Below are 22,199 nucleotides of genomic sequence, written 5' to 3'. Positions count from 1 at the left end.
ACGGCGCCGGCGTCGCGCCGTTGCGGCTAGACGGTGCTTTCGAGCCGCGCCAGCAGTTCTTCCACTTCTGCCAGCACAGGTGTTGTGGCTTCCAGCACGCGCGCCAACTGGGCCCAGAACGGTGTACTGGCCTCTTCATGCAGCAGCAGTTCGGCCGTCTGTGCCAGCGCCTGCAGGCGCTCGGCCCCCACCGTGCCGGCCAGCCCTTTGAGTGTGTGCAGGGCCGGCATGGCGGCCGCCATATCGGCCGCCTGCGTCGCCGCCCCCAGCAAAGCCGCCAGTCTTGGGCCTTCCGAAATAAATCCGCGCAGCGTGGCCACATATACTGACTGCATGCCGCCCAGCCGCTTGATGGCCGCTTCATAGCGTATGCCCGGCGCCGGTGCCAGCGCATGGTCGGGCGCGATGGTGCCGCCGTAGCCGGCCGCCTCGCCAGCTACCGGCTGGGCTGCGAGGCTGCTGGCAGCCGTATCGCCAGCCAGCAGGCTGGCCAGCACCATGCTCTGCGGGCGGGTGTGATTGAGGATCACGGAAATCAGTTGCGACAGATCGAAAGGCTTGCCCACATGGTCCACCATGCCCGCTGCCAGTGCGGCCTGGCGGTCGGCCGCCATGGCATTGGCCGTCATCGCGACGATAGGCGGCGCGGCCGCGCCCAGCCAGGCCTGAATGGCGCGCGTGGCCTGATAGCCATCCATCTCCGGCATTTGTATATCCATCAGTATCAGATCGGGCAGCGGGCTGCCGTCCGTCACCGCGGCTATCGCCATCGGCCCGGAACTGGCCACCACCACATGGGCGCCATCGTTACTGAGCAATTCGCTGGCCACTTGCTGGTTGGCCGGATTGTCATCCACCAGCAGCAGGCGCAGCCCCTGCAGGCGATGCATGGCCGGCACGGCCACGGCAGCCAGCGGCGGGCGCCGCCCAAGCCGGGCATCTGCCACGGCATCGAACAGCATCGAGGCCGTGACCGGCTTGACCACAAAGCCATCCAGCACGGGCGCCAGATTCTGGTGGCGCTGCGCCAGCAGTTCGCGGTCATGCGCCGTCACCATCACGATCAGCGGCATCTTGCCCGGCGTGGCCATCTGGCGAATCGCGCAGCTGGTTTCCCAGCCATCCAGCCCCGGCATGCGCCAGTCGATGAACACCACGTCGTAGCTGCGCTGCTGCGCCAGCCGTGCTTCGATGGCGGCCAGCGCTTGCTGGCCACTGGCCGCCACCTCGACCTGCCAGCCAAAGGAACGCGCCATCTCGCTCAATACCGTGCGCGCCACTTCGTTATCATCCACCACCAGACATTGCATATCCTGCAGCGGCAGGCTGGCCGGCGCCAGCTCGGCCGGCACGGCCGGCTCCTGCTGTACTTTCTGCACCGGCAGCTCGAATTCGAACACGCTGCCCTGCCCCAGCGTGCTTTCCACCCGCAGGCTGCCGCCCATTAGCTGCACCAGGCGCTGGCTGATGGCCAGCCCCAGTCCCGTGCCGCCATAGCGCCGCGCAGTGGAGGCTTCGGCCTGGGCAAAGCCGTCGAAAATATACTGGCATTGTTCGGCCGAGATACCGATGCCGCTATCGCGGATGGAAAAGCCTATGCTCAAGCCTTGCGCGCTGCTTTCCTTCAGCGTGGCGGACAGTACCACTTCGCCATGGGCAGTAAATTTGATGGCATTGCCGGCCAGGTTGAGCAGGATCTGCTGCAGGCGCAGCGCATCGGCCACCACCATCTGCGGCAGCGCGGGGTCGATGCGGAACAGTACTTCGATATCCTTGTTGCCCACATTGGCCGACAGGATCACGGCCAGATCGCGCCACAGCTTATCGAGCCGGAACGGGTGGGGATCGAGTTCCAGCTTGCCCGCTTCCACTTTGGAGAAGTCCAGCACATCGTTGAGCAAGCCCAGTAGCGCACTGGCCGCCGCATGCGCCTTGGCCACATAGTCGCACTGGCGTTCGCTCATTTCCGTTTGCTGCAGCAGTTGCAGCATGCCCAGCACGGCATTCATGGGCGAACGGATTTCATGGCTCATATTGGCGACGAAATCGGATTTGGCGCGGCCTGCCTGCACCGCTTCTTCCTTGGCCTGCAGCAGCGCCACATGGGCTGCGCGCGCTTCCGTGCAGTCAGTGCTACTGCCGACCCAGCCCAGAATCACCCCGGCCGCATTCTTGCGCGGCAGCGCATGGTTATCAAAGATGCGCCACGCGCCGTCGTGGCGGCGCAAGCGGCAATCGCAGCGGAACTCGTCGCCGGCGGCGGCAGCGCGCTGCCATTCGGCCAGCAACACAGCGCGATCGTCCGGATGCAGCACGGGCGCCCAACTGCCTGCCTCTATCAGCTGGGCCGACGGCACGGCGCTGAAGCGCTCCCAGTGCTGGCTCATGAAATCGACTCTGAGCTCGGGCGTCACCGTCCACACCATTTGCGGCAAGCCTTCGGCCAGCGAACGCCAGCGCGCTTCCGAGGCCTGCAACTGGGTCAGCGAACCCTGCAAGGCCAGATCCGTATCCACCAGCCGCGAAAGCGACTGGTAATGGCGCTGCATGGAATACCACACACTGGCCAGCAGCAGCAGCACCACGATGCCAGCCACCACGCCCAGGAATAACAAGGCATTGCGCACTTCGCGGTGCCAGGGTTGCAGGAAGTCTTCGCTGGCCAGGCCGACCAGGATGGCGATCGGATAACTGCCCACGCGTTCGATGCTGAGCGCACGCTCACGCCCGTCGTGCGGGCTGACCACGTTATAGGTGGTGCCGCGCTGCTTGCCTTCCAGGATGGCGCGCGTCTGGGGCGCCACCGGTATGGTGGCGCCAAACTGCATATCGTCGACAAACGGGTAGCGGTGCAGCACGCGGCGGCGGTCGTCGAGCAGCAGGATGGAACCATTCGGCCCCACATTCAGCGACGAGAACAGCTCGGTCAGGCGGTCGCTATTCATCAGCGCATACACGGTGCCGCCGAAACTGCCATCGGCCGCCGTCAGCGGATAAGCCATGGGCAGCACCCATTCGCCGCTGATGCGCGACTTGACGGGAATGGAGATGATCAGCTCGTGCTCGGCCTTGGCGCGCTGGAAGAATTCGCGGATAGTCAGGTCCTGCGGCCGCGACAGGTCGATCTGCTCGCCGAAAATCACCTTGCCTGCGGCATTCGAGCCGCGCACCGCCTGCGCATTCGGGATGCGCTCGCGCAGCGTGCGCAGATAGGCACTGAACTTCTCGTCGCTGTAACGATGTTCGAGCTGCATATTGCGGAACTCGACATCGGCGCGGCGCATGGCCAGATCGACTTCTTCGAAATGGGACTGGAGGAAGTTTTCCAGCGAGATGGCCAGATTGTGGGCCGTGGCCCCCGCATTGGCGTAGTAACGCTCGCGGCTTTCCTGCAAAACATGCGCTACAAATACTGCTACCACAACCAGCACCAGCGCCACGGCGGCGACCAGGATGCCAAACAGTTTGCGGAACTTCTGCAGCGTATGTAATTTCATATCCAGCAGCTATTTTTATCGGTATAACGTAACATTACCGCAAAAAAAACGCTGCTGTGACAGCTTTTTGCGGTTACAGACCCAGCTGGTTAATGTCGGCCAGCGCTTCGCGGCCTTTGTCACTCAGAGCGTAGCTGCCATCGGGCATGGCAGTAATGTGGGATTTCTTGCCGAGGAAGAGGGCGACATCGGCATCCGGCACAGTGGCCGGGTCGCTCGCCAGTGCCCGCATGGCTTGCAGGCAGCGGCGCAGGAATAACACCTGCTCGCCTTTCTCGCTGAGCGAGATACGGCCATTTTTAGCGATCGTAAATAATTTCAGACCCGCCAGACGTTTAGTGTTGCGTCCGACACATGCGCTGACGCGCTCCCCCTTGATACCGCGCTTGACCTCGCTCAGGGCGTCGTACTCGTCTTGTGTTAATTTTTCGTTGCTCATTACCATACGTTCCATAAAAGACTGGCCCTTATGGTACGCGCAGCGCGCTGCCAGAGCAAGGTCGCCCCTGCCCTGCCAGCGCTGCGTTCAAGCGTCAGAAGGCACGGATCGCCAGCCAGATCAGACCGACGGTCGCAAACGTTGCCAGGCACAACAGCGCCTGCGTACGCTTGCTGCTCAGGGCAATACTACGACGACCAAGATAGATTTTATTGTGTAAAGAATTGCCCATGATCTCCTCCTTGAACGAAAACTGCTGCCATGACTAAATTATAGAAACTGTTTTATGACCAAGTTGTGACGATCAACACAAAGTTTAAAAAATGTAGCCATCCGGCAACGAATGTCACGGATTCTCACTGCGCTCCTGCCTGCACTGGATGGGGCTTGGGTTGCGGTTCTTCGATCGGTGCGTGCTGGGGCAATGGCCGCTCGTTCGGCTGCGGATCATCATCGGGCTGGGGCGGTGGTTGCTCGGGATCGGGGGTGCTATGGGTGCGCTGCGCAAACATGGCGGCGCTAGTCTGATCATGATGGGGCGACATGGCGATACTCCTGATGGTGTAAGGGAGAGAACTCCAAGATCGGGCAAGGAAGACCAGGCTACAAGCGGCACACGCAGAATCAGGGTGCGCCACCCCACATTGGCCAATATTTATTTCCCGATAATTTGCAATTCCGCTCAGTCCCAGCCGCCAATGTCTGGCCATATGGCTTCCTTGCGGCGCCATCGACCAGCCTGCGCTGTTCGTCGCCACGCTGCCCGCTGGCTTACAATACCGGCTTTCCCATACAACAAGGCCAGCCATGTCCACCACTCCGCTCAACGATGATGAATACGCCGCGCTCGACGCCCTGCAGGATGTCGCCTGGCTGGAAGGCTTTTTAACGGCCATCGTGCTGACGCCGCAAGCACCGGCGCAGGCCGTGTGGCTGCCGGCCGCCCTGAAAGATCCGCAAGCGCAGGCGCTGGCCCTGCGCCACCACCATTACATGCAGACCTGGATGGCCAAAGACCCGGGCAGTTTCGAACCCATCTACGAATGTGGCGGCAACTGGACTGCGACCGCATGGGCGGCTGGCTTCCGTGCCGCCATGGCGCTCGACATGGCCGCATGGGACGGCCTGCGCGCCACCCATCCCGAATGGCTGGCCCCGTTCGGCGCCGAGGTAGCGGAAGATACGGCTTACGACGCCATCCCGGCAGCCGTGATCAGCATGCAGGCCTACTGGCATCCGCCCAAAGTGGCCAAGGTCGGGCGCAATGATCCGTGCTCGTGCGGCAGCGGCAAAAAGTACAAGAAGTGTTGCGGCGCCTGAGGCCTGCGGCTGAGGCGCGTCACCTTGAAGGCTAGGCGGCAGCGATGACAGCAAGCGGCATTCAGTCCGCTTGCTGAATATGACCGAGGCGGCGCATCTGCCTGTCGTGCAGGCGCGAGCACAGCGCCAGAGCAACCATAGCCCCTATCAGCGCGCTGAACATATCGGACTGGGTATCCCATGGATCGCCCTGGGTACCGAGAAACTCGTCGGCACCCTGCCCCAGCGCGAGCGCCGCACCCCACTCGATGAATTCATAGCTCGCGCTAATCGCCAGTACGATGCAAACCACGATGAAGGCCAGCATCTTGCGGCCCCGCACATACGCGCCGCGCAGCAAAATTTCGCGCGCCACCAGCGCCGGCACAAAGCCCTGAAAGAAATGACCTATCTTGTCATAGGGATTGCGCTGCAGGCCGAACGCGTCCGCGATCTGGAAGCCCAGCGGCACGCGTGCGTAGGTGTACATCCCGCCCAGCATCAACACTAGTGCATGCAGAAAGATGCAGATATACAGCAGCGTGGTCAGCGGAAAGCGGCGGTAGCTAGCGCACAGCACGGGAACGGCAATAAAGATGGGGAATACTTCCATGGCCCAGGTGGCCCGGTCGTAGGGGTTGATGCCGCTGGCGACGAGCAGGCCGAGCAGCACGAGCAGGGCCATGACCAGAGACGGGGTACGCGGGTGCTGCAGGTCGGTAGCGGAAATTGGCATGCTATTGGGGTCCATGGTGTTACGGCAGGGAGAGCCTCTCACAGGCCTGCGCCGTATGCAAGAACGGGCATAAAAAAACCGCCTATCTCTTGCGAGACGGCGGTTTCTTTAAGCCTAGCATGCTAGGTGATGTTCTGGCGGAGAGGGTGGGATTCGAACCCACGGTCGGGTTGCCCCGACGCTTGATTTCGAGTCAAGTACAATCGACCACTCTGCCACCTCTCCTGGTACTACGTTTCCCTCTGCAGCGTTTGGCGGAGAGGGTGGGATTCGAACCCACGGTCGGGTTGCCCCGACGCTTGATTTCGAGTCAAGTACAATCGACCACTCTGCCACCTCTCCGTTTTCCCACCTGCTGCTGCGAGAAGGCAAGATTATAGCAGGCTTACGGGAAAATAAAAGGAGTTTTTACGCCTGCAACACTTTCAGGCCGCCCATATACGGCTGCAGCACTTCCGGAATCACGATGGAACCGTCGGCCTGCTGGTAGTTTTCCAGCACGGCGACCAGGGTACGGCCTACGGCCAGACCGGAACCGTTCAGCGTGTGCAGCAGCTCCGGCTTGCCCTGGGCATTGCGGAAACGGGCCTGCATGCGGCGCGCCTGGAAGGCTTCGCAGTTCGACAGCGAGGAAATTTCACGGTAGGTGTTCTGCGCTGGCAGCCAGACTTCCAGATCGAAGGTCTTGGTGGCGCCAAAGCCCATATCGCCCGTGCACAAGGCCATCACGCGGTAAGGCAGGCCCAGACGCTGCAAAATGGTTTCGGCGTGGCCGACCATTTCGTCCAGCACGGCATACGACTGGTCCGGATGCACCACCTGTACCATTTCGACCTTGTCGAACTGGTGCTGGCGTATCATGCCGCGCGTATCGCGGCCATAGCTGCCTGCTTCGGAACGGAAGCAAGGGGTGTGCGCCGTCATCTTCAGCGGCAGGCTGTCGGCGGCGATGATTTCGTCGCGCACGATATTGGTCAGCGACACTTCGGAAGTCGGGATCAGGTAGAAGTTTTCGCCCTCGCCTTCCGCGCCGCCTTTTTTCACGGAGAACAGGTCGGCTTCGAATTTCGGCAACTGGCCCGTGCCGCGCAGCGAATCAGCATTCACCATGTACGGGGTGTAGCACTCGGTGTAGCCGTGTTCGTCGGTGTGGGTGTTCAGCATGAACTGCGCGAGCGCGCGGTGCAGACGGGCGATGCCGCCCTTCATCACGGAGAAGCGCGAACCGGTCAGCTTTGTGGCCGTATCGAAATCCAGCCCCAGCGGTGCGCCCAGATCGACGTGGTCCTTGACTTCGAAATCGAAGCTGCGTGGCGTACCCACTTTGCGCACTTCCACATTGCCCGACTCGTCGGTGCCGACCGGCACGGATTCATGCGGCAGATTCGGGATCGCCTGCATGAAGTCGCTCAGCTTGGCCTGCACCACACCCAGCGCCACTTCGTTGGCTTTCAGCTCATCGCCCAGACCCGCCACTTCGGCCATCACGGCCGTGGTGTCTTCGCCCTTGCCCTTCATCATGCCGATCAGCTTGGACTGCGAATTACGCTTGCTCTGCAATTCTTCAGTGCGCATCTGGATGGCTTTACGTTCAGCTTCGAGCGCATTGAAGGCCTCGACGTTGAGCTGGAATTTGCGGGTTGCCAGACGCGCGGCAACGGTGGCTATATCTTTGCGGAGAAGTTGAATATCAATCATGAGAACAAGTGCCGTTGTATCGAAAACAGCCATTGTACCAAGAGGCAGGCACTTATTCGCTAGTTTTGACCGGACTGGACTGTAGGATTTCTCCTACGCAACCTATCGTGCGCCACGCCATCGCCATGCTGGCTAAGATGACCACACGATAGACAGCTCAAGGAGACGATAATGATGACCCGTACTCTGGCACTGGCCAGCGCCGCCATGCTGCTGATCAGCGGTTGCGCCAGCATCCACCCCACCGCCAGCGAGGAAGCGCCGCCACCGGCCAATCCCGATTTCGCCAGCGCCATGGCCAAGTTCAATGCCCAGTTCCCCAACGACAAAGCCAGCCGCTACGAAGAAGTGTCGATCAACTACAACAACAACCTCAAGCTCGATGAACGGGGCAATTGCCACGAGCGTTCCAAATATCCCGTGGTGATCGTGCTGACGCTGGACGCCAGCGGCAAAGTGCTCAGCTCCACCACCGATGTGATGAATGCCAAGGCGGAATGCTTCCGTCAGGCTTACGCGGCCGTGCAACTGCCGCCGCCACCGTTTGCGCCTTACCAGAAACCTATCCGCCTGCGCTAGCGGCGCGGCAGCCCGTGGCCGGCCGGCTCGGCGTCAGCCGTCGGCCACCTCGTCCTCGGTCGGGCTTTCGCCTTCCTGCTCGGGCTGGGCAGACGGGATGGGCAGCCATTCCTGCACCACCTTGTTGAAGCGTTCAGGCTGGCGCACCATGGGCCAGTGATCCGTATTGAAGGGCACGATCTTGTTGCCCTTGCGTGCTTCGACCTTTTCCAGCCATGAATTCGAGTGGAACATGAAGGGCTTGCGCACACCGTAGATGTACAGCATGGGCACCTTGGGCACGAAGGCTTGCAGATTGCGGTAGGAACCTGCTTCGCCGGCCGACAGAATGTAATACGGATAGTTCATCTGCGAGCCTATGTACTCGCGTACGGACGGTGCACCGAGCCTGTTGGCCATGCTGCGCGTAATCATATTGCCAATAGGCCCGCCTATGGCCCAGGCCAGCGACAGCATATTCTGGTAGGAACTGACCCCGAGCTTCTGCGCAAAGCTGCGCGCGCGCCGGGTTTCGACGGAATTGGCATCACCGATGTCGACGCCGATAATCGCCGCCACCTGCTGCTTGTTGCGCATGTAATACTCGTAACCGAACACACAACCCCAGTCGTGCAACATCAGAATGACTTTCTTCTTGTTCTGGCTGACGGCATTGATGACATAGGAAATGCTGCGCACGGTCGCATCAAGCGAATACACGCGGCGCGGCGTATCGGGATCGAAGCCGGGCAAGGTGAAGCGTACGCAGCGGTAACGGTGCTTGAAGTCCGCCACCTGCGCATCCCACATGCGGTAGGTGTCAGGCCAGCCATGGATCATCACGATGGTTTCTTCACCCTCGCCATCGATATGGACATCGATTCCATCCACTTTCTTCACCTGCGACATGCCGCCCCTCGCCCTGTTGTCAAATAAAACAATATCTTACCGTAACTGGCGCCACTGCGTACGGCTATCGACAGTGCTATCGGAGCCGCTACAACGGCGCCAGAAAATCTGCTTTACAAGCCCTATCCATGCCCCTACAATCGTTTGCAATCGATTGCATTGACCAGGGCACACCGGCATTCGCAGCACGTGGCCCAATCTCGTGGGAAGCAAGACATGAATTCACGTCTCATCCGGGGTGCGCTGGCTGCCAGTCTGGCCGCACCGCTCTTATTCGCCATCGCTATCGCACAGGGTGCTGGTGCGCAGGACAGCCAACTCAAAGGGGCAGACATGATGCAGCAGGAACAATACCGCCCGGGCTACCACTACACGCCGGCACGGGCGTGGATGAACGACCCCAACGGCATGGTCTACTACCGCGGTGTCTACCATCTGTTCTACCAGTTCCATCCGCACAGCAATGTGTGGGGCCCCATGCACTGGGGCCACGCCACCAGCCCCGACATGCTGCACTGGACCCACCAGCCAGTGGCGCTGGCGCCTGATGAACTGGGCGCCATCTTCAGCGGCAGTGCCGTGGTCGACTGGAACAATACCAGCGGTTTCGGTACGCCGGAGAATCCGCCGCTGGTCGCCATCTACACTTACCACAACGAGGCCGACCGGCTGGCTGGCCAGCGTCCGCCGCAAAGCCAGGCCCTCGCCTACAGCACCGACCAGGGCGCGAGCTGGACCAAGTACGCCGGCAACCCGGTGCTGCAAGCCGCGCCCGATCAGGGCGATTTCCGCGACCCCAAAGTGCGCTGGCACGAAGCCAGCAATAGCTGGATCATGAGTCTGGCCGTGGGCGATCATGTGGCATTCTATGCCTCGCCCGATCTCAAGCAATGGCACTTCCTGAGCCAGTTCGGCAAGGACGTGGGCGCCCATGGCGGCGTGTGGGAATGCCCGGACCTGCTGCCCATCCGTGTGGCGGAAACGGGCGCACAAAAATGGCTGCTACTGCTCAGCATCAACCCCGGTGGCCCGAATGGCGGCTCCGCCACCCAGTATTTCATCGGCGATTTCGATGGCCGCCAGTTTGTGCTCGATCCCGCCTTCGCGCACCAGCTCAAGCAGGATGGGCCGCAGTGGATAGACTGGGGGCGCGACAATTACGCCGGTGTGACCTGGTCCGACGTGCCGGCCACCGATGGCCGCGTGCTGATGCTGGGCTGGATGAGCAACTGGGATTACGCCACCAAAGTGCCCACCAGCGCGTGGCGCAGCGGCATGACGCTGCCACGCGAATTGCAACTGCATCAGCACACGCAAGGCTATGTGCTGCACTCTCTGCCCGTACGCGAACTCGATGCGCTGAAAGGCCACGTGAGCCAGCCGCAGGCCGCTGAACTGGTCTTGCCCGGCGCCGCGCTCGAACAATCGGAAACCTATGTCGAGTTCAGCCGGCCAGACGGCAGCAGCAAAGCCTATCTGGAGTTTTCCAATGCGCACGGGGAAAGCTATAAAGTCGGACTGGACGGACAGACGGGGCGTTATTTCAGCGACCGGCGCCAGGCCGGACGCAAGGATTTTGCCGAGCAGTTTGCCAGTGCGCTGCATACGGCACCGCGCCATGCACAGTCCGCCGTCATCAAGCTGCGGGTCTACCTCGACCGCAACTCGGCCGAGCTGTTTGCCGATGAGGGCGCCACCCAGATGTCGGAACTGCTGTTCCCTACCAGCCCCTACACGCGGGTGCGTTTCGTGGTGAATGGCCAGGCCGTGCAGCCAGCCGTATTCAAGGTCACGCAGCTCAACGCCAGCCCGGCCGCGCCGGCCCGCTAGGCGCTGGGCGCGCCTACTGGCCGCGCGCCTCGTCGTCGAGTTTGCGCAGGAAAGCCATCTTGTCGGCGATCTTGCTCTCCAGCCCGCGCGGCACGGGCTGATACCAGCCCGGCTCTGCAATGCCATCCGGCAGATAGCTTTCCCCGGCCGCATACGCATGCGGTTCGTCGTGGGCATAGCGGTATGCATGGCCATAGCCCAGCTCTTTCATCAGCTTGGTGGGCGCATTGCGCAGATGCACGGGCACTTCGCGCGACTTATCCTTTTTCACAAAGGCCATGGCCTGATTAAAGGCGTTGTAACCGGCATTGCTCTTGGCCGCGATGGCCAGATAGATCACGGCCTGGCCCAGCGCCAGCTCGCCTTCGGGCGAACCTAGCCGCTCGAAAGTGCTGGCCGCATCATTGGCCAGCTGGATCGCACGCGGATCGGCCAGCCCAATATCTTCCCACGCCATGCGCACGATGCGGCGCGACAGGTATTTGGCATCGGCGCCACCATCGAGCATGCGGCACAGCCAGTACAGCGCCGCGTCGGGATTGGAGCCGCGCACCGACTTGTGCAGGGCCGAAATCTGGTCGTAGAAATTGTCGCCGCCCTTGTCGAAGCGGCGCGCGTTGAGCGTCAGCGCATTCTGGATGAACTCGGCCGTGATATGACTGCTGCGCGCTGCCTGAGCCGCCAGACTGGTCTGCTCCAGCAGGTTCAGCAGGCGGCGCCCGTCGCCATCGGCATAGCCGATCAGCGTGTCGATGGCCGCTTCGTCGAACTGCAAGTGGGCCAGCAGCGTAGCACGCGCCTTGTCCACCAACTGGCGCAGTTCTTCTGGCGTGAACGACTGCAGCACATACACTTGCGAGCGCGACAGCAGCGCCGAATTAACTTCGAACGAAGGGTTTTCCGTGGTCGCACCGATCAGCGTGACCAGCCCCGATTCCGCATACGGCAGCAAGGCATCCTGCTGCGATTTGTTGAAGCGCGATACAGTGCTATGGACTTGTTTGTAATCAACAGGTTGCCGTGGCCTGAACAGTGTTTTTTGCACAAAACACCGGTTCTGATGCACAATTTTTTGCACCACGGTTTTTGATTGTGCAATTTGGGGGCTCACAGTGTCAGTCTACTCGTTCAAGTACAAGGTTCTAAACAGGGAAACAGGCCGCAAAGTGTCTGTCACCCGCTGGCGCGTCCAGATCCGCAAAGGTGGCGAGAACATCAACAAGGTCTTTGATGATGAGTCCACTGCTCGTTCCTTTGAAGAACAGGAGTTGAAGCGCATCAACTCTGGTGTCCCGCAGAATCTCATTTTTGACATGAAGTATCAACTTGAGATGCCCGACATGCGGACACTTCTCAAGGACTACTTTGAAAAGTTCATGAGCAAACAAGCTGAGTCTTCATACAAGACCAACCACAACCGCTGCCTATCAGCCATCCCTGCTATTCCTATCTACTTCAAGGACATTGGCAGCAAGATTGATAACTACCGTTATCAGAACACCATTGTTGACGCTATGATGAAGAAGGTCTTCAACAAGAATTACATTGAATTTGGTGACTTTAAGATTGATACGGTGGATTTCTGGTTGCTGATTGCCTACATGGAATCAAGGAAAGCCACAGGCATCAAAAACAACACCATCCTTCGTGAAATTTCTACCATCAGTTCAGCCTTTGAAAAGGTCTACAAGCTCTACCCTGATAAGTTTCCAAATGGCTTGATGAACCCAGTGAAGATGTTGCCCAAGGGAGAAAAGCCCAAGCCTTACCTTGGAAGGAAACGTGTTCTCTCTGAGGAAGAGGCGGTACAGATTGCAGAGTGGATGAAGCTCAAAGCCAATCCAGAACCCTACTTCGTATTTGTCACTTGCCTTGAATCTGGTGCGCGGAAAAGTGAAGTTCTAGGTGCTCAATGGGAAAACGTGAACTTCAACATCTGGTCCATCTTCATCCCGAAAACAAAGAATGGCAAACCAAGAGACATCATGATTCCAGATGACGAGGATTTCCGTTCATGGCTCTTGAAGAACAGGATGGCAAAAGGCCCAATCTTCAAACTGACAACCTGGAATTTCAGGCAATATTGGGTTGATGCTTTGAAAGCATTGGGGATGTATGATGATCCAGAAACACGGCTTCACTTTCACGACACCCGCCGCACTGCATTGACTAAGTTGATTCGTCAGAAGGCTTTGAACAACTTCCAGATTGCAAAGGAAATGGGTGTATCCCCACAGACGGTAGAACAGACGATTCAAGGCATGCCAGATCGCCTAGCAGGTATCTTTGCAAAGCTTCGTAGTGGTCAAGCATTAAACGAAGAAGAAATCATGATGTTGGCAGGACATGGTTCATCAGCAATCACCAATGTCTACTATGGCGACAGGAATTAATTCCAGATTTCTTTTACACTTACCTCACCACCATGACCAGTAAACCATCAAAAGGACAAACCATGAGTACCTATGCTGAACTGCAAGCACAAATCAAGAAACTTCAGGAGCAAGCTGAACAGGTTAAAGCCAAGGAGCTTGAAACCGTAATTGCAGAAATCAAGAAGAAAATTTCTGAATATGACCTGACGGCGGAACAACTGGGCTTTGCATCAACATCCAAGAAGACCACCAAGAAAGCCACAGCCAAAGATTCAACCGTGATGTACAAGAATGGTGATTTGACTTGGTCTGGTGCTACTCGTGGTCGCAAACCTGACTGGGTGAAAGAAATTCTTGAAGCAGGTGGAGACATTGAAGAATATCGTGTGAAATAAATTCTTTCACACCAAACAAAAAGGCTAGTCATTGCGACTAGCCTTTTTTGTTTTTTGTTAAGCCAGCACCACCCGAAACCTAACGATATACTTTTTTCTCTATCAATCTTGACATCTCTGAAAAAATTTAATAGATGTATATCACCAACATGCAATTCAATATTAAGACGTTTATTTTTAAAAGTCAATATCAATTCAAATAATTAATCTCTTTATTGAGTTGCCTTGGTAGCAAAGGCAACTTGATAGCTATATGTCACAGTGAAACCTCTGGACTCAGTTTTGCGTGAAGTTGCTTAGCAGAAGTCAGATAGAAATATCTGAAAGGTATGCGATCAGTTTTGGATGTGACTAAAAAAGCATGGTTCACTAAAGCGGAAAGCTCAACCCATTTACAGCGACGATGGAGCAGATAGAAAGCATCACTGATAGATTTCGTTCAGTTGATGTATTGGCAAACCGTGTGGGGGATAAGACCAATGAACATTGCAACCTGGTTGAGCATTAGAACCCAATAACATCCAAAGTGTTGAAGAGATTTAACACCCTCATTTGTGCGAGGAACTGACTCAAAGCGAATCGCAGTTGGGCGCCCCTAAGCAAAAGGCCAAGGCAGTGATTGTTATCAGAGAAGGAATCCAAGTTCTGATAATGGTTGCTAGTGGATGCCACATGAAATACATGTGAACTCCTTGGGGCAGGCTTTTAAGAGAGCCGAAAGAAAACCACGAAGTGTAAGTGCCTTAAACATCTTACACCCTTCTTAGAACAGAATTTTTGAAGGCATGTCAGGAGTCGCTTTAATCTAGAAGCGCTAGGGCCTCGGCATGCCTTCTTAGTCTTTAAAAGAATACAACGAAGTACACCCAATATATAGAAGAAATAAAGAATTACAGAGCAAAGAGAAAGAACAAACACACTAGCAAAGCAATATTTCACCCATTAAGCGATTAATAGAAAAAATTTGCTAGGGCGATTTTTCACAAAGCCAATAATTTGACAATCATTAATATTTATTTAGAATAAATTATCATGGAGGTTGTCAAATGAAAACAATAATCACAACAGGGGTAGTTATTTTTGCAGCACTGTCTCAATTGGCTTTTGCTCAAAACACATATCAAGGAAGAATGAACCAAGATTCAACCAGTCTTGTTCCTTATGATGCCGTTAATCTAGTTAGACCAGTTCCTAATGTCTATGCAGCACCTACATATGTTGCAAATCAACTTTATGTCGGAGTTTGTGGAGCATCTAACAACTCAATTCTTACATCTTCACCAACATCTTTTTTATGCAACAAGGGTACACCCTCAGCAGTGTCAAACAGTGGTGGGACTTATTCTTGGTCTTGTACGGGGAATGATACTACCAGCCCATCAAATGTCGCATCATGTTCTGCAAGACAACGTGTAGTCGGTCAATGCGGCTCTGATAATGGACAAATAGCATATTCCACACCTACTAATTTGTGTATATCTGGCAATCCATCAGCAGTTAGCTCTAATGGTACTAATTACTCTTGGTCTTGCACTGGTAACTATGGAACACCTGCAAGTTGCACGGCCCCGCAGGGTAAAGATTGTTCGGGGGAGGTGCAAACCAGTGGATGCTGGACTGATCATCAATAAAGAAGATTCCATTAATTTGACAATCATTGACCATCAATATCTACTTCTTCTTCAACTTCCCAGAACTGCCAACACCCACCATTTTCTTTCTGAGCTTCAACATCTGACTGACCACAGGTGCTGTTGGTGTGAACTTGTTGATGAACTGTTGTTGTGAGTACTCCACCCCATCAACGTACCAAGCGCACGTTCCATCAGAGCCTTCTGCTGCTGGCCCATCCATTCGGTGAAGGACACCATCCTTGTACCAGGCAGTAGCACCATCAAAGACAGTGACCGCAGGACCATCCATACGATGTCTCTTGCCATATAGGAACCACATCTTTGTGCCGTTGGATGAGACTACCGCTGGTCCATCCTCTCGGTGCTTCACACCGTTAAACCACCACTCTTGTCCACCAGTAGCCTCATAGGCACCTCTCTACTAGCTACACTATTAATAGCGCAAAATTAATATTAATCAATAGCTCCGATAGAAGCACCCTCGGGTGCTTTTTTTACGACCATACGTTTGACGTTGGGTACTAACGTTTAACTGTCTGTCGAATTTTTTCTATAAGGCGCAAAATTCGTTTCACTGATTCAGCGACGAAATACACAATTTAAAGCGACTACCCATCAACTGCCTATTACTAGGAGGGTTCAACATGAAATAGACAAACTACTTATGAAAGGAATTACCATGTCTAAGAAAAACAAAAACGCAGTAACAAAATTTGCAGTAAATTTTCGACCTGTTCCATTGGGCGCGATTTCACTAAATGATTTCGTCAGTTCTAAAGCTTGTGATGCCGCACTTAAAGTTGCCAGTGAACAGGAAAACCCTGATGAAAAGGCATTCGCTTTTCTTTGCTCATATCAATTCACAGAAATTTGTAATTCAGTTTGCCAAGCTGGTCGTCCTGACTTGCTAGATAATGAAGAATTTCAGAAGCAAGCAGTTGGATTTGCTTCTGAAATTGTTAGTACACACTTCATTGAAATGTTCATGGCAGTAGGTGGCACCATTTCAAACTTGCTTGCTAAGAATGATGCACAAGAAGGAGGTGTGTAATGAAAGTCTCTACATGCCTTCAATACTGTATCAAAGGAATGGGGAAACCACTTTTTAACTTTGCTAACACCAAAGATGGAAAGACCTTGATCAACATCCAAAAGAAAATGAACTTCAACCGTGATGACCAAATCAAGGAAACCTTGATCGCTTTCAATAGCTACTTTATGGTTGAAGCCGCAATCAGGTTGAAACGACTCCCAAAGAATCCTCAATCTGTCATCAAGTTTATGGGGTCTGATGAGTTTGACCATCTTCACCAAGAAATTGTCCGCACAGTAGAAGAAAACTACTCAATGTTGATGAATTGTTTGAACAGCAAAGACAAACGAAAGCTACAAGCCTTGTTTGATTAAAAAAAGCACCTTCGGGTGCTTTTTCATTTCCGATTGCTAGATGATATTTATTGGATGCCAGTCTTCAACACCACTTGCTACAACTGGATCGCATCGGCTCTTGTCAGTATACTGATAGCAACACCCAGATCAGGAGAGCTACATGAATGATGAGTTGAAGAAAATTCAGGATGAAAAAATTAAAAAAATGGTTGGTGCTTGCATCAAACGTAGGAGAGAAGCATCAGGTTACACACAAGAAGAAGTAGCAGAAAAACTAAAATTAAATACTGCTTCTTATGCCAGATATGAACAAGGAACAGCAGAGTTATCCATCACGCGTTTGGCTCAACTAGCTGATATTTTTGAATGTGGATTGGATCAGCTTGTGATTGATACTAGTCTCAGAGTTGAAGAACAGACAAAAAGAATTGCTTTGGCTCTTGAAAATGTTTCTGTTTATGATCGTGAAAGTATCATGCAAATTATTGAGCAAGTTTGCAAAGTAGCCTGGAACAAGAGTAGAACTAGAAAACTACCCGATCACCTACGATGAAAAGCCAAATAGACACCTAACAGTGGTGTCGAAGCTTTTTAGAGCAGCTTGGTTGTGAAATTGGTGCTCTCGTCAATTAAAAATGCAGTTTAGTTCATCGCTAAAAACAACCAGCTATGATTAATTTTAGCAAACCAAAAAATTGAATCAATAGCAGATAAAAAAGCACCCAATGGGTGCTTTTTTATTGCCAGATGATATTTATCACTTGGCAATCTTGTTCTTGTCTTCACTATCTCTTGATGGAATGTATGAAGCAATTTCCTCCATCACATCCAGAAGTTCACCATCAGCATCATAAACATTGATGAACGTTATCCCATCTTTAATCACTGTTTCAGTGAAGGTGTTTCCATTGAGTGCCTTGATTCTGATTCCTGAATTCATCGTTTTCTCCTTGTGATAGTGTGAGCATAACGCAAACGTTCCCGGCTGGGAGCACCTACTTTGTTTATGGTCCAGGATCTGAACCACAAACAAAGCAGGTCGATGAAAAACCTCATCCCCACAACTAAGCCACGTAGTGAAACCAGCTCGTCTGGTTCTCTATACATGAGCCCCTTTGAGGGGCGGCATCAGCCGGGTGACTTGCATTTTTAGTAGATCAATTTTTAAATTTTGAACGGGTTTTCCTCATCATCTAATCTAAGTATCGAATCCAAATCTTCAAGACTTCCATGATTATTCTGATTTTTCTTATCATTTTTTAATTTTATTTCTTTCTTTAACCCAGAAATTTCCGCTCTCATTTTTTTCATTTCTGCGCCCATTGATTCTATTCGTTTATTTAGAGAATCATGATCATAAATGATTGCTGAAAAAACTCTTCCGAATTGTTTTCCATTAAATTTTTCTTCATTCAACTTCTCAATATATTCGATACACTCATCAGACAAGTATCTTCCAACTGGATCATTTTTATAATTCTTCATACTCATTTCCTTTATTTTTTTACCTCACTATTTGTTGTACTTTGCAGTTTATTTTGATCCTGAATTTTCATTTTCTCTTTAATTCCCCTTGCGGCAGTTGAGAAAATTTTTCGGGAGTAGCTTGCCAAAGTGTAATCACCAGTGTTGTGATTTTCATTCAATCTTTTAACAGCTTCTTTTAAAATTTCAAGGTCACTTCGTTCAATGTAGAGATTAAATTGAACAAGATCATTATATTTTTTTGGTCTTCCTGTTTTCGCCATTTCATTGCCTCTTATTTTTTCTTTTTATATGTAGATTAATACCAAGCTAAAAAATTAAGTCAACTTTGATATCGACTTTATGAAAAAATTCGACAAAGTTTTTTAATTTCGTAGAATAAAAATGTGGGTAAAAATTTTTGAGTTATTTTTTAAGAATTTTTAAAGCAAGACTAATAAACCATACCAGGAGAACCGGGGGTTTTCCTGTTTTATGGGTTTATCCTCTTGTTGGGGTTCCCCCAAGCCCCTAGAAAAAATGCTTACAACAATAATAAAAAGGAGAGCATATGAACGATGAAAACCAAATAAAAAAACATCCCGGTCAAGCCGGTTCTGATGATGGTGAACAACTAAAAAGAACAAAAGTTATTGAGATCAACCTATCACCATTTGAGCTAAAAAGTTTCAAAGATGCGTGGAGAAAAACAGACTTTAACTCAATGGCGAAGTTTGCTAGATACAAATTATTTGGAGGTCAAGAGCACAAGATTGATCTCTATTGGGATCTAAAAGATGAAGAAAGAAATATCAACAAGAACCTACTTTCTCAACTCAACAAGCTTGGCAATAACATGAATCAGATCGCCAAACAGTTGAACAGTAAGCCGGAATTTTTAAGACAAGAAGCAACTGAATTACTTAAAAGTTTGAAGTCTGCACTTGATGAACACGAAAAAATTAGACAGGAAGTGATGGGTAAAAGTAAGAAGTAAAAATGATAAATGCCGTTATGCCGAACTGTGGCACTGGCCCGATTGAAGATGCAATCAACTATCTAAAATCAGACTTTGACCATGAAGGAACTCTAAGAAAAAATAAGCCACGTGACTTTGCAGGTGATGCAGAGCAGTGCATTTTTGTTGGAAATTCCATCGACAGAAAGCATAAATATGTAAGTGGTACTTTGGTATTCCGTGAAGCAGAACAACCAACTGACGAACAACTTAAAGTTATCGTTGATCAGTTCAGAAAAACTTTTATGGCTGGATTGGAGTATGGTGAACACTTTGTTGATTACTGGAACGTCCATACTGACAAAGGAAAAATCGAGCTAAATTATGTTATCCCTCTTGCTGAATTAACTACCGGCAGACAGCTAAACCCATTTCCACCAGGTCAAACCACCTATGAATTCAAAGATGCTTTTGATGCAGTCATCAATCAAAGTCTTGGTTATAACCAGGTAGTAGCAGACCCAACCAAGGCTTCAAATTCAAAATTTGAAACCAAGCTTCTTGAGAAATCCACATCCAAAGTGGCTGATGGTTTTCGTAAGGTTAAGCCAACAAAAGATGAAGTATCTGATTGTGTTGCTCATCAAATCATCAATGGAAAGATCAACAGCAGACAAGAGCTATGTGATTTCCTAGAAAATTTTGGAGAAATCACCCGTATCAATGACAAGTTTATTTCCATCAAACCATATGGAAGTGAGAAGGCTTTTAGATTAAAAGGTCCTGCCTATGAGCACGGTGCAGACTTCAAGAAGATAGCCAAAGCTTATCAATCAGCAAAAAGTGGATCACAAAACAAGCTATCTGATAAAGAGTTTTCAGCAGTAAAAATGAAGCTTGCAAGACTCATCAAGTCAAGAAAAGACTTCAATCAATCCTTGATTTCAAAACCAGTTGGCAGACGAAACAAGAACCGCATTTATGGACCAAAAGACAAGAAGCCTGTTAATGATGGGGGTGGTTCTATTGGTGGCTCTGGTGGTGGCACTGCGCCTGCTTCTGTGAAAGTAGAAGAGCCAAAATCACAACCAATCAAAGCTGAACCAGTTAAGCCAGTAGAGAAACCAGTCGAAGCCACAGCACCAAGAAGTGATGTTGAACCTGCATCAACATCTAACGATAAATCACCGTCCAACAATCAGGCTGATGATTCACCAGGAGCAGCACCAATCATTTCAGGTGGTTCAAATTCTGGTGGAAGTGTTGGCAGTTTGAGTGCTGAACTCAACAGACTTACCACTGAAATAGCCAACACAAGAGATCCGAAAAAGCTTGCTGAACTTGAAGCAAAAGCCGCAGGAGTGAGAGCCAAATTAAGCAGTGCTTCAATGGCAGAGCAAGTGAAGAAACTCAGGGATTCATTTAATCAGCAAGAAGCCTTGAATCATAAAAAATTCAAGAAGTGAGTTGACTCCTTAACTATTTTTGCTAAAAGATAAATATCATCTAGCAATATGAAAGACAAAATACAATAAGAGGAAAAAATGAAAAAGAATGGAATAATTATCAACTCAGAAACCACTACTTATTATAAAAATGGAAAAATTCATCGTGAAGATGGCCCTGCCATTGAATGGAGAAATGGCAACAGGCATTGGTGTTTGAATGGCTGCTTACATCGCACTGATGGACCAGCTATTGAACTTGTAGAAACAGAACAGAGGTGTACCATTAACAAATGGTCTATAAATGGTTTTTTCCATCATGAAGATGGTCCTGCTGTTGAATGGGGTAACGGCTATAAAGAATGGTGGTATTACGGTAAGAAACTAACAGAAGAGACATTCGAGGATTGGAAACGAAATTGGAAATCATAAAAAAAGCACCCGAAGGTGCTTTTTTTAGCCATTTAATAATTTAAATAGATGTTTTGCAATTACCTCAGACAACTTGACAGGTACAGCATTGCCAATCTGTCTCATTGCCTCACCCCATGCACCAGTGACAATGAAATCCTTTGGGAATGTCTGAATCAACTTTGCTTCATAGGTGGTGAAATATCTTACTGAACCATCCTCAAAGCGGATCATGTTTTCCCCACCGGGGACACCATGACCACCAGCCTTGATTGTTTTTGATGGCTGATCAATTTCACTGCCTGTATGACCGGGGTAGGTTCTTGCACCATCCTTAAAGATATGGTCTGGAATGTCGTGCTTATCGTTTGGATGTGGAACACCAAACAATGCATCACGAACAGTTTGCCAAGGCGCTTCTTCAGGTGGAAAAATTCCATACCTGTCTTTTAATACTCTTGAAAGAGAAGCATTTTCTTGAACTGGAATATTGTGTCGCTCCCAATATTCACCAGTTACAAACTTATCCCAATTCAACCTATCTTCTGTATGAGTTGGCTCAGGAAATTTCCATTCCTTCTTTAAGTCTGAACGAATGCCAATGATAACTACCCGTTCTCGCTTTTGTGGCACACCATAGTTTGCTGCATTCAGGAGCCTGAATGAAACATCATACCTAAGACCTTCATACTTCTTATGATTCAATTTCTTGAGTCTGTGTAGGTGCTCTTCCCAGTTCTCTTCATCCTTGATTGTGCAGTGCGGATAAGTGAGCCTCTGAATGATGTAGTCAAAATATTCAGCAAATGATGCTCTGAGCAGACCTTTTACATTCTCAAAAAAGAATGCTTTGGGTTGAAGATGTTCAATGCAACGAATTGCATAAGGGAACATATCTCTGCTGTCTTGATGTGCCTTGTGCTTACCACCTAAAGAAAATGGTTGGCAAGGAGGACCACCAGCGACGATGTCAACTCCATCTAAGGAATTCAAGTCAAATTCTGCTATGTCACCTTCAAAAACAATTTCTGGATTGAAATTATTCCGAAGTGACACACATGCATCCTTGTTGAATTCAACAAAAGATGCATGTTCAAACCCTGCAATTTCCAGCCCCTTGGCTAACCCACCAGTGCCAGAAAAAATCTCTAATGATTTCACT

25 protein-coding genes and 2 tRNA genes are annotated in these 22,199 nt (G+C 51.5%); 12 read left to right on the top strand and 15 right to left on the bottom strand.

Going from position 1 to position 22,199, the window contains the following annotated elements; translation table 11 throughout:
- Positions 1 to 26: 26 nt before the first annotated feature.
- The 4 genes from GM655_RS23175 to GM655_RS05650 all read right to left on the bottom strand — a co-directional run bounded on the left by GM655_RS23175 (position 27) and on the right by GM655_RS05650 (position 4,481).
- On the bottom strand, positions 27 to 3,497 hold the full coding sequence (locus GM655_RS23175; protein WP_155433591.1) for a response regulator: 3,471 nt from the start codon (positions 3,495 to 3,497) through the stop codon (positions 27 to 29).
- Positions 3,498 to 3,570: 73 nt separating this feature from the next.
- The gene (locus GM655_RS05655) at positions 3,571 to 3,936 is read right to left on the bottom strand and encodes a hypothetical protein (RefSeq protein ID WP_155433590.1); all 366 of its coding nucleotides are present in this window, start codon (positions 3,934 to 3,936) and stop codon (positions 3,571 to 3,573) included.
- A gap of 94 nt (positions 3,937 to 4,030) precedes the next feature.
- Positions 4,031 to 4,168: a hypothetical protein gene (locus GM655_RS22730; RefSeq protein ID WP_196308707.1), complete on the bottom strand. Its 138-nt coding sequence runs from the start codon at positions 4,166 to 4,168 to the stop codon at positions 4,031 to 4,033.
- 124 nt (positions 4,169 to 4,292) lie between these two features.
- Entirely contained in the window at positions 4,293 to 4,481 is a 189-nt protein-coding gene (locus GM655_RS05650; protein WP_155433589.1) for a hypothetical protein, read from the bottom strand.
- Positions 4,482 to 4,743: 262 nt separating this feature from the next.
- Here GM655_RS05650 and GM655_RS05645 point away from each other — a divergent pair, with 262 nt between their 5' ends.
- Positions 4,744 to 5,256, top strand: a complete 513-nt coding sequence (locus GM655_RS05645) for a UPF0149 family protein (RefSeq protein WP_155433588.1) — start codon at positions 4,744 to 4,746, stop codon at positions 5,254 to 5,256.
- Between the two features lie 61 nt (positions 5,257 to 5,317).
- Here the strand turns inward: GM655_RS05645 and GM655_RS05640 are convergent, their stop codons facing one another.
- From GM655_RS05640 to serS, 4 genes are all read right to left on the bottom strand, one after another.
- Positions 5,318 to 5,971, bottom strand: a complete 654-nt coding sequence (locus GM655_RS05640; RefSeq protein ID WP_196308706.1) for a DUF2238 domain-containing protein — start codon at positions 5,969 to 5,971, stop codon at positions 5,318 to 5,320.
- A gap of 135 nt (positions 5,972 to 6,106) precedes the next feature.
- Positions 6,107 to 6,196: transfer RNA gene (locus GM655_RS05635), tRNA-Ser, on the bottom strand.
- A 27-nt stretch (positions 6,197 to 6,223) separates the two neighbouring features.
- Positions 6,224 to 6,313 (bottom strand) — tRNA-Ser (locus GM655_RS05630).
- Between the two features lie 66 nt (positions 6,314 to 6,379).
- Positions 6,380 to 7,669 (bottom strand): serine--tRNA ligase, encoded by a 1,290-nt coding sequence (serS, locus tag GM655_RS05625; RefSeq protein ID WP_155433587.1) that lies wholly within the window; start codon positions 7,667 to 7,669, stop codon positions 6,380 to 6,382.
- Positions 7,670 to 7,840: 171 nt separating this feature from the next.
- On the opposite strand from serS, the gene GM655_RS05620 reads away from it, so the two are divergent.
- The gene (locus GM655_RS05620) at positions 7,841 to 8,248 is read left to right on the top strand and encodes a hypothetical protein (RefSeq protein WP_155433586.1); all 408 of its coding nucleotides are present in this window, start codon (positions 7,841 to 7,843) and stop codon (positions 8,246 to 8,248) included.
- 33 nt (positions 8,249 to 8,281) lie between these two features.
- Here the strand turns inward: GM655_RS05620 and GM655_RS05615 are convergent, their stop codons facing one another.
- A complete protein-coding gene (locus GM655_RS05615; RefSeq protein ID WP_155433585.1) occupies positions 8,282 to 9,136 on the bottom strand; it encodes an alpha/beta fold hydrolase in 855 nt (284 codons plus the stop codon).
- 216 nt (positions 9,137 to 9,352) lie between these two features.
- Here GM655_RS05615 and GM655_RS05610 point away from each other — a divergent pair, with 216 nt between their 5' ends.
- Positions 9,353 to 10,966 carry a glycoside hydrolase family 32 protein gene (locus GM655_RS05610; protein ID WP_155433584.1) on the top strand — a complete coding sequence of 538 codons (1,614 nt, stop codon included), beginning with the start codon at positions 9,353 to 9,355 and terminating at the stop codon, positions 10,964 to 10,966.
- 13 nt (positions 10,967 to 10,979) lie between these two features.
- Here the strand turns inward: GM655_RS05610 and GM655_RS05605 are convergent, their stop codons facing one another.
- Positions 10,980 to 12,011: a replication-associated recombination protein A gene (locus GM655_RS05605; RefSeq protein WP_371866712.1), complete on the bottom strand. Its 1,032-nt coding sequence runs from the start codon at positions 12,009 to 12,011 to the stop codon at positions 10,980 to 10,982.
- 121 nt (positions 12,012 to 12,132) lie between these two features.
- Between GM655_RS05605 and GM655_RS23235 the strand changes: the two genes are divergently transcribed.
- The 3 genes from GM655_RS23235 to GM655_RS05590 all read left to right on the top strand — a co-directional run bounded on the left by GM655_RS23235 (position 12,133) and on the right by GM655_RS05590 (position 15,367).
- Positions 12,133 to 13,359 (top strand): tyrosine-type recombinase/integrase, encoded by a 1,227-nt coding sequence (locus GM655_RS23235; protein ID WP_155433583.1) that lies wholly within the window; start codon positions 12,133 to 12,135, stop codon positions 13,357 to 13,359.
- Between the two features lie 62 nt (positions 13,360 to 13,421).
- Entirely contained in the window at positions 13,422 to 13,736 is a 315-nt protein-coding gene (locus tag GM655_RS05595; RefSeq protein ID WP_196308705.1) for an H-NS histone family protein, read from the top strand.
- Between the two features lie 1,046 nt (positions 13,737 to 14,782).
- Positions 14,783 to 15,367 carry a hypothetical protein gene (locus GM655_RS05590; RefSeq protein ID WP_155433581.1) on the top strand — a complete coding sequence of 195 codons (585 nt, stop codon included), beginning with the start codon at positions 14,783 to 14,785 and terminating at the stop codon, positions 15,365 to 15,367.
- Between the two features lie 40 nt (positions 15,368 to 15,407).
- On the opposite strand, the gene GM655_RS05585 is transcribed toward GM655_RS05590, so the two are convergent.
- A complete protein-coding gene (locus GM655_RS05585) occupies positions 15,408 to 15,659 on the bottom strand; it encodes a hypothetical protein (protein WP_155433580.1) in 252 nt (83 codons plus the stop codon).
- Between the two features lie 390 nt (positions 15,660 to 16,049).
- Here GM655_RS05585 and GM655_RS05580 point away from each other — a divergent pair, with 390 nt between their 5' ends.
- The 3 genes from GM655_RS05580 (at position 16,050) to GM655_RS05570 (ending at position 17,312) form a co-directional block, all read left to right on the top strand.
- Positions 16,050 to 16,421 (top strand): hypothetical protein, encoded by a 372-nt coding sequence (locus tag GM655_RS05580; protein WP_155433579.1) that lies wholly within the window; start codon positions 16,050 to 16,052, stop codon positions 16,419 to 16,421.
- Positions 16,421 to 16,777: a hypothetical protein gene (locus GM655_RS05575; protein ID WP_229632377.1), complete on the top strand. Its 357-nt coding sequence runs from the start codon at positions 16,421 to 16,423 to the stop codon at positions 16,775 to 16,777. Before GM655_RS05580 ends, GM655_RS05575 begins: the two co-directional genes overlap by 1 nt.
- 142 nt (positions 16,778 to 16,919) lie before the next feature.
- The gene (locus GM655_RS05570) at positions 16,920 to 17,312 is read left to right on the top strand and encodes a helix-turn-helix domain-containing protein (protein ID WP_155433578.1); all 393 of its coding nucleotides are present in this window, start codon (positions 16,920 to 16,922) and stop codon (positions 17,310 to 17,312) included.
- 204 nt (positions 17,313 to 17,516) lie between these two features.
- Here GM655_RS05570 and GM655_RS05565 read toward each other — a convergent pair whose 3' ends face one another.
- The 3 genes from GM655_RS05565 to GM655_RS05555 form a co-directional block, all read right to left on the bottom strand.
- Entirely contained in the window at positions 17,517 to 17,699 is a 183-nt protein-coding gene (locus tag GM655_RS05565) for a hypothetical protein (RefSeq protein WP_155433577.1), read from the bottom strand.
- Between the two features lie 224 nt (positions 17,700 to 17,923).
- Positions 17,924 to 18,244, bottom strand: a complete 321-nt coding sequence (locus tag GM655_RS05560; protein ID WP_155433576.1) for a hypothetical protein — start codon at positions 18,242 to 18,244, stop codon at positions 17,924 to 17,926.
- A gap of 11 nt (positions 18,245 to 18,255) precedes the next feature.
- Positions 18,256 to 18,507, bottom strand: coding sequence for a hypothetical protein (locus tag GM655_RS05555; protein WP_155433575.1), 252 nt, complete (start codon positions 18,505 to 18,507; stop codon positions 18,256 to 18,258).
- Positions 18,508 to 18,794: 287 nt separating this feature from the next.
- On the opposite strand from GM655_RS05555, the gene GM655_RS05550 reads away from it, so the two are divergent.
- The 3 genes from GM655_RS05550 to GM655_RS05540 all read left to right on the top strand — a co-directional run bounded on the left by GM655_RS05550 (position 18,795) and on the right by GM655_RS05540 (position 21,058).
- Positions 18,795 to 19,220, top strand: coding sequence for a plasmid mobilization protein (locus GM655_RS05550; RefSeq protein WP_155433574.1), 426 nt, complete (start codon positions 18,795 to 18,797; stop codon positions 19,218 to 19,220).
- Positions 19,221 to 19,222: 2 nt separating this feature from the next.
- Positions 19,223 to 20,647, top strand: a complete 1,425-nt coding sequence (locus GM655_RS05545) for a relaxase family protein (RefSeq protein WP_155433573.1) — start codon at positions 19,223 to 19,225, stop codon at positions 20,645 to 20,647.
- Between the two features lie 78 nt (positions 20,648 to 20,725).
- Positions 20,726 to 21,058, top strand: coding sequence for a hypothetical protein (locus GM655_RS05540; RefSeq protein WP_155433572.1), 333 nt, complete (start codon positions 20,726 to 20,728; stop codon positions 21,056 to 21,058).
- Positions 21,059 to 21,082: 24 nt separating this feature from the next.
- Here GM655_RS05540 and GM655_RS05535 read toward each other — a convergent pair whose 3' ends face one another.
- Positions 21,083 to 22,198, bottom strand: coding sequence for a DNA cytosine methyltransferase (locus GM655_RS05535; RefSeq protein ID WP_371866711.1), 1,116 nt, complete (start codon positions 22,196 to 22,198; stop codon positions 21,083 to 21,085).
- Between the last annotated feature and the right edge of the window lies 1 nt (position 22,199).

The sequence above is a fragment of the Pseudoduganella danionis genome (genome assembly GCF_009720775.1).
Classification (GTDB): domain Bacteria; phylum Pseudomonadota; class Gammaproteobacteria; order Burkholderiales; family Burkholderiaceae_D; genus Rugamonas; species Rugamonas danionis.
Note: the sequence above shows the minus strand (reverse complement) of the source record. Positions and strands in the feature narration are given on the sequence as shown.

Coding starts and splice junctions, on each gene's coding strand:
- GM655_RS05620 (WP_155433586.1), top strand. CDS start 7,841: ATGATGACCCGTACTCTGGCACTGGCCAGCGCCGCCATGCTGCTGATC.
- serS (WP_155433587.1), bottom strand. CDS start 7,669: ATGATTGATATTCAACTTCTCCGCAAAGATATAGCCACCGTTGCCGCG.
- GM655_RS05560 (WP_155433576.1), bottom strand. CDS start 18,244: ATGAAGAATTATAAAAATGATCCAGTTGGAAGATACTTGTCTGATGAG.
- GM655_RS05590 (WP_155433581.1), top strand. CDS start 14,783: ATGAAAACAATAATCACAACAGGGGTAGTTATTTTTGCAGCACTGTCT.
- GM655_RS05585 (WP_155433580.1), bottom strand. CDS start 15,659: ATGGATGGTCCTGCGGTCACTGTCTTTGATGGTGCTACTGCCTGGTAC.
- GM655_RS05645 (WP_155433588.1), top strand. CDS start 4,744: ATGTCCACCACTCCGCTCAACGATGATGAATACGCCGCGCTCGACGCC.
- GM655_RS05595 (WP_196308705.1), top strand. CDS start 13,422: ATGAGTACCTATGCTGAACTGCAAGCACAAATCAAGAAACTTCAGGAG.
- GM655_RS05580 (WP_155433579.1), top strand. CDS start 16,050: ATGTCTAAGAAAAACAAAAACGCAGTAACAAAATTTGCAGTAAATTTT.
- GM655_RS05555 (WP_155433575.1), bottom strand. CDS start 18,507: ATGGCGAAAACAGGAAGACCAAAAAAATATAATGATCTTGTTCAATTT.
- GM655_RS05540 (WP_155433572.1), top strand. CDS start 20,726: ATGAAAAAGAATGGAATAATTATCAACTCAGAAACCACTACTTATTAT.
- GM655_RS22730 (WP_196308707.1), bottom strand. CDS start 4,168: ATGGGCAATTCTTTACACAATAAAATCTATCTTGGTCGTCGTAGTATT.
- GM655_RS05570 (WP_155433578.1), top strand. CDS start 16,920: ATGAATGATGAGTTGAAGAAAATTCAGGATGAAAAAATTAAAAAAATG.
- GM655_RS05565 (WP_155433577.1), bottom strand. CDS start 17,699: ATGAATTCAGGAATCAGAATCAAGGCACTCAATGGAAACACCTTCACT.
- GM655_RS05640 (WP_196308706.1), bottom strand. CDS start 5,971: ATGCCAATTTCCGCTACCGACCTGCAGCACCCGCGTACCCCGTCTCTG.
- GM655_RS05575 (WP_229632377.1), top strand. CDS start 16,421: ATGAAAGTCTCTACATGCCTTCAATACTGTATCAAAGGAATGGGGAAA.
- GM655_RS05650 (WP_155433589.1), bottom strand. CDS start 4,481: ATGTCGCCCCATCATGATCAGACTAGCGCCGCCATGTTTGCGCAGCGC.
- GM655_RS05655 (WP_155433590.1), bottom strand. CDS start 3,936: ATGAGCAACGAAAAATTAACACAAGACGAGTACGACGCCCTGAGCGAG.
- GM655_RS05610 (WP_155433584.1), top strand. CDS start 9,353: ATGAATTCACGTCTCATCCGGGGTGCGCTGGCTGCCAGTCTGGCCGCA.
- GM655_RS05550 (WP_155433574.1), top strand. CDS start 18,795: ATGAACGATGAAAACCAAATAAAAAAACATCCCGGTCAAGCCGGTTCT.
- GM655_RS23175 (WP_155433591.1), bottom strand. CDS start 3,497: ATGAAATTACATACGCTGCAGAAGTTCCGCAAACTGTTTGGCATCCTG.
- GM655_RS05615 (WP_155433585.1), bottom strand. CDS start 9,136: ATGTCGCAGGTGAAGAAAGTGGATGGAATCGATGTCCATATCGATGGC.
- GM655_RS05545 (WP_155433573.1), top strand. CDS start 19,223: ATGATAAATGCCGTTATGCCGAACTGTGGCACTGGCCCGATTGAAGAT.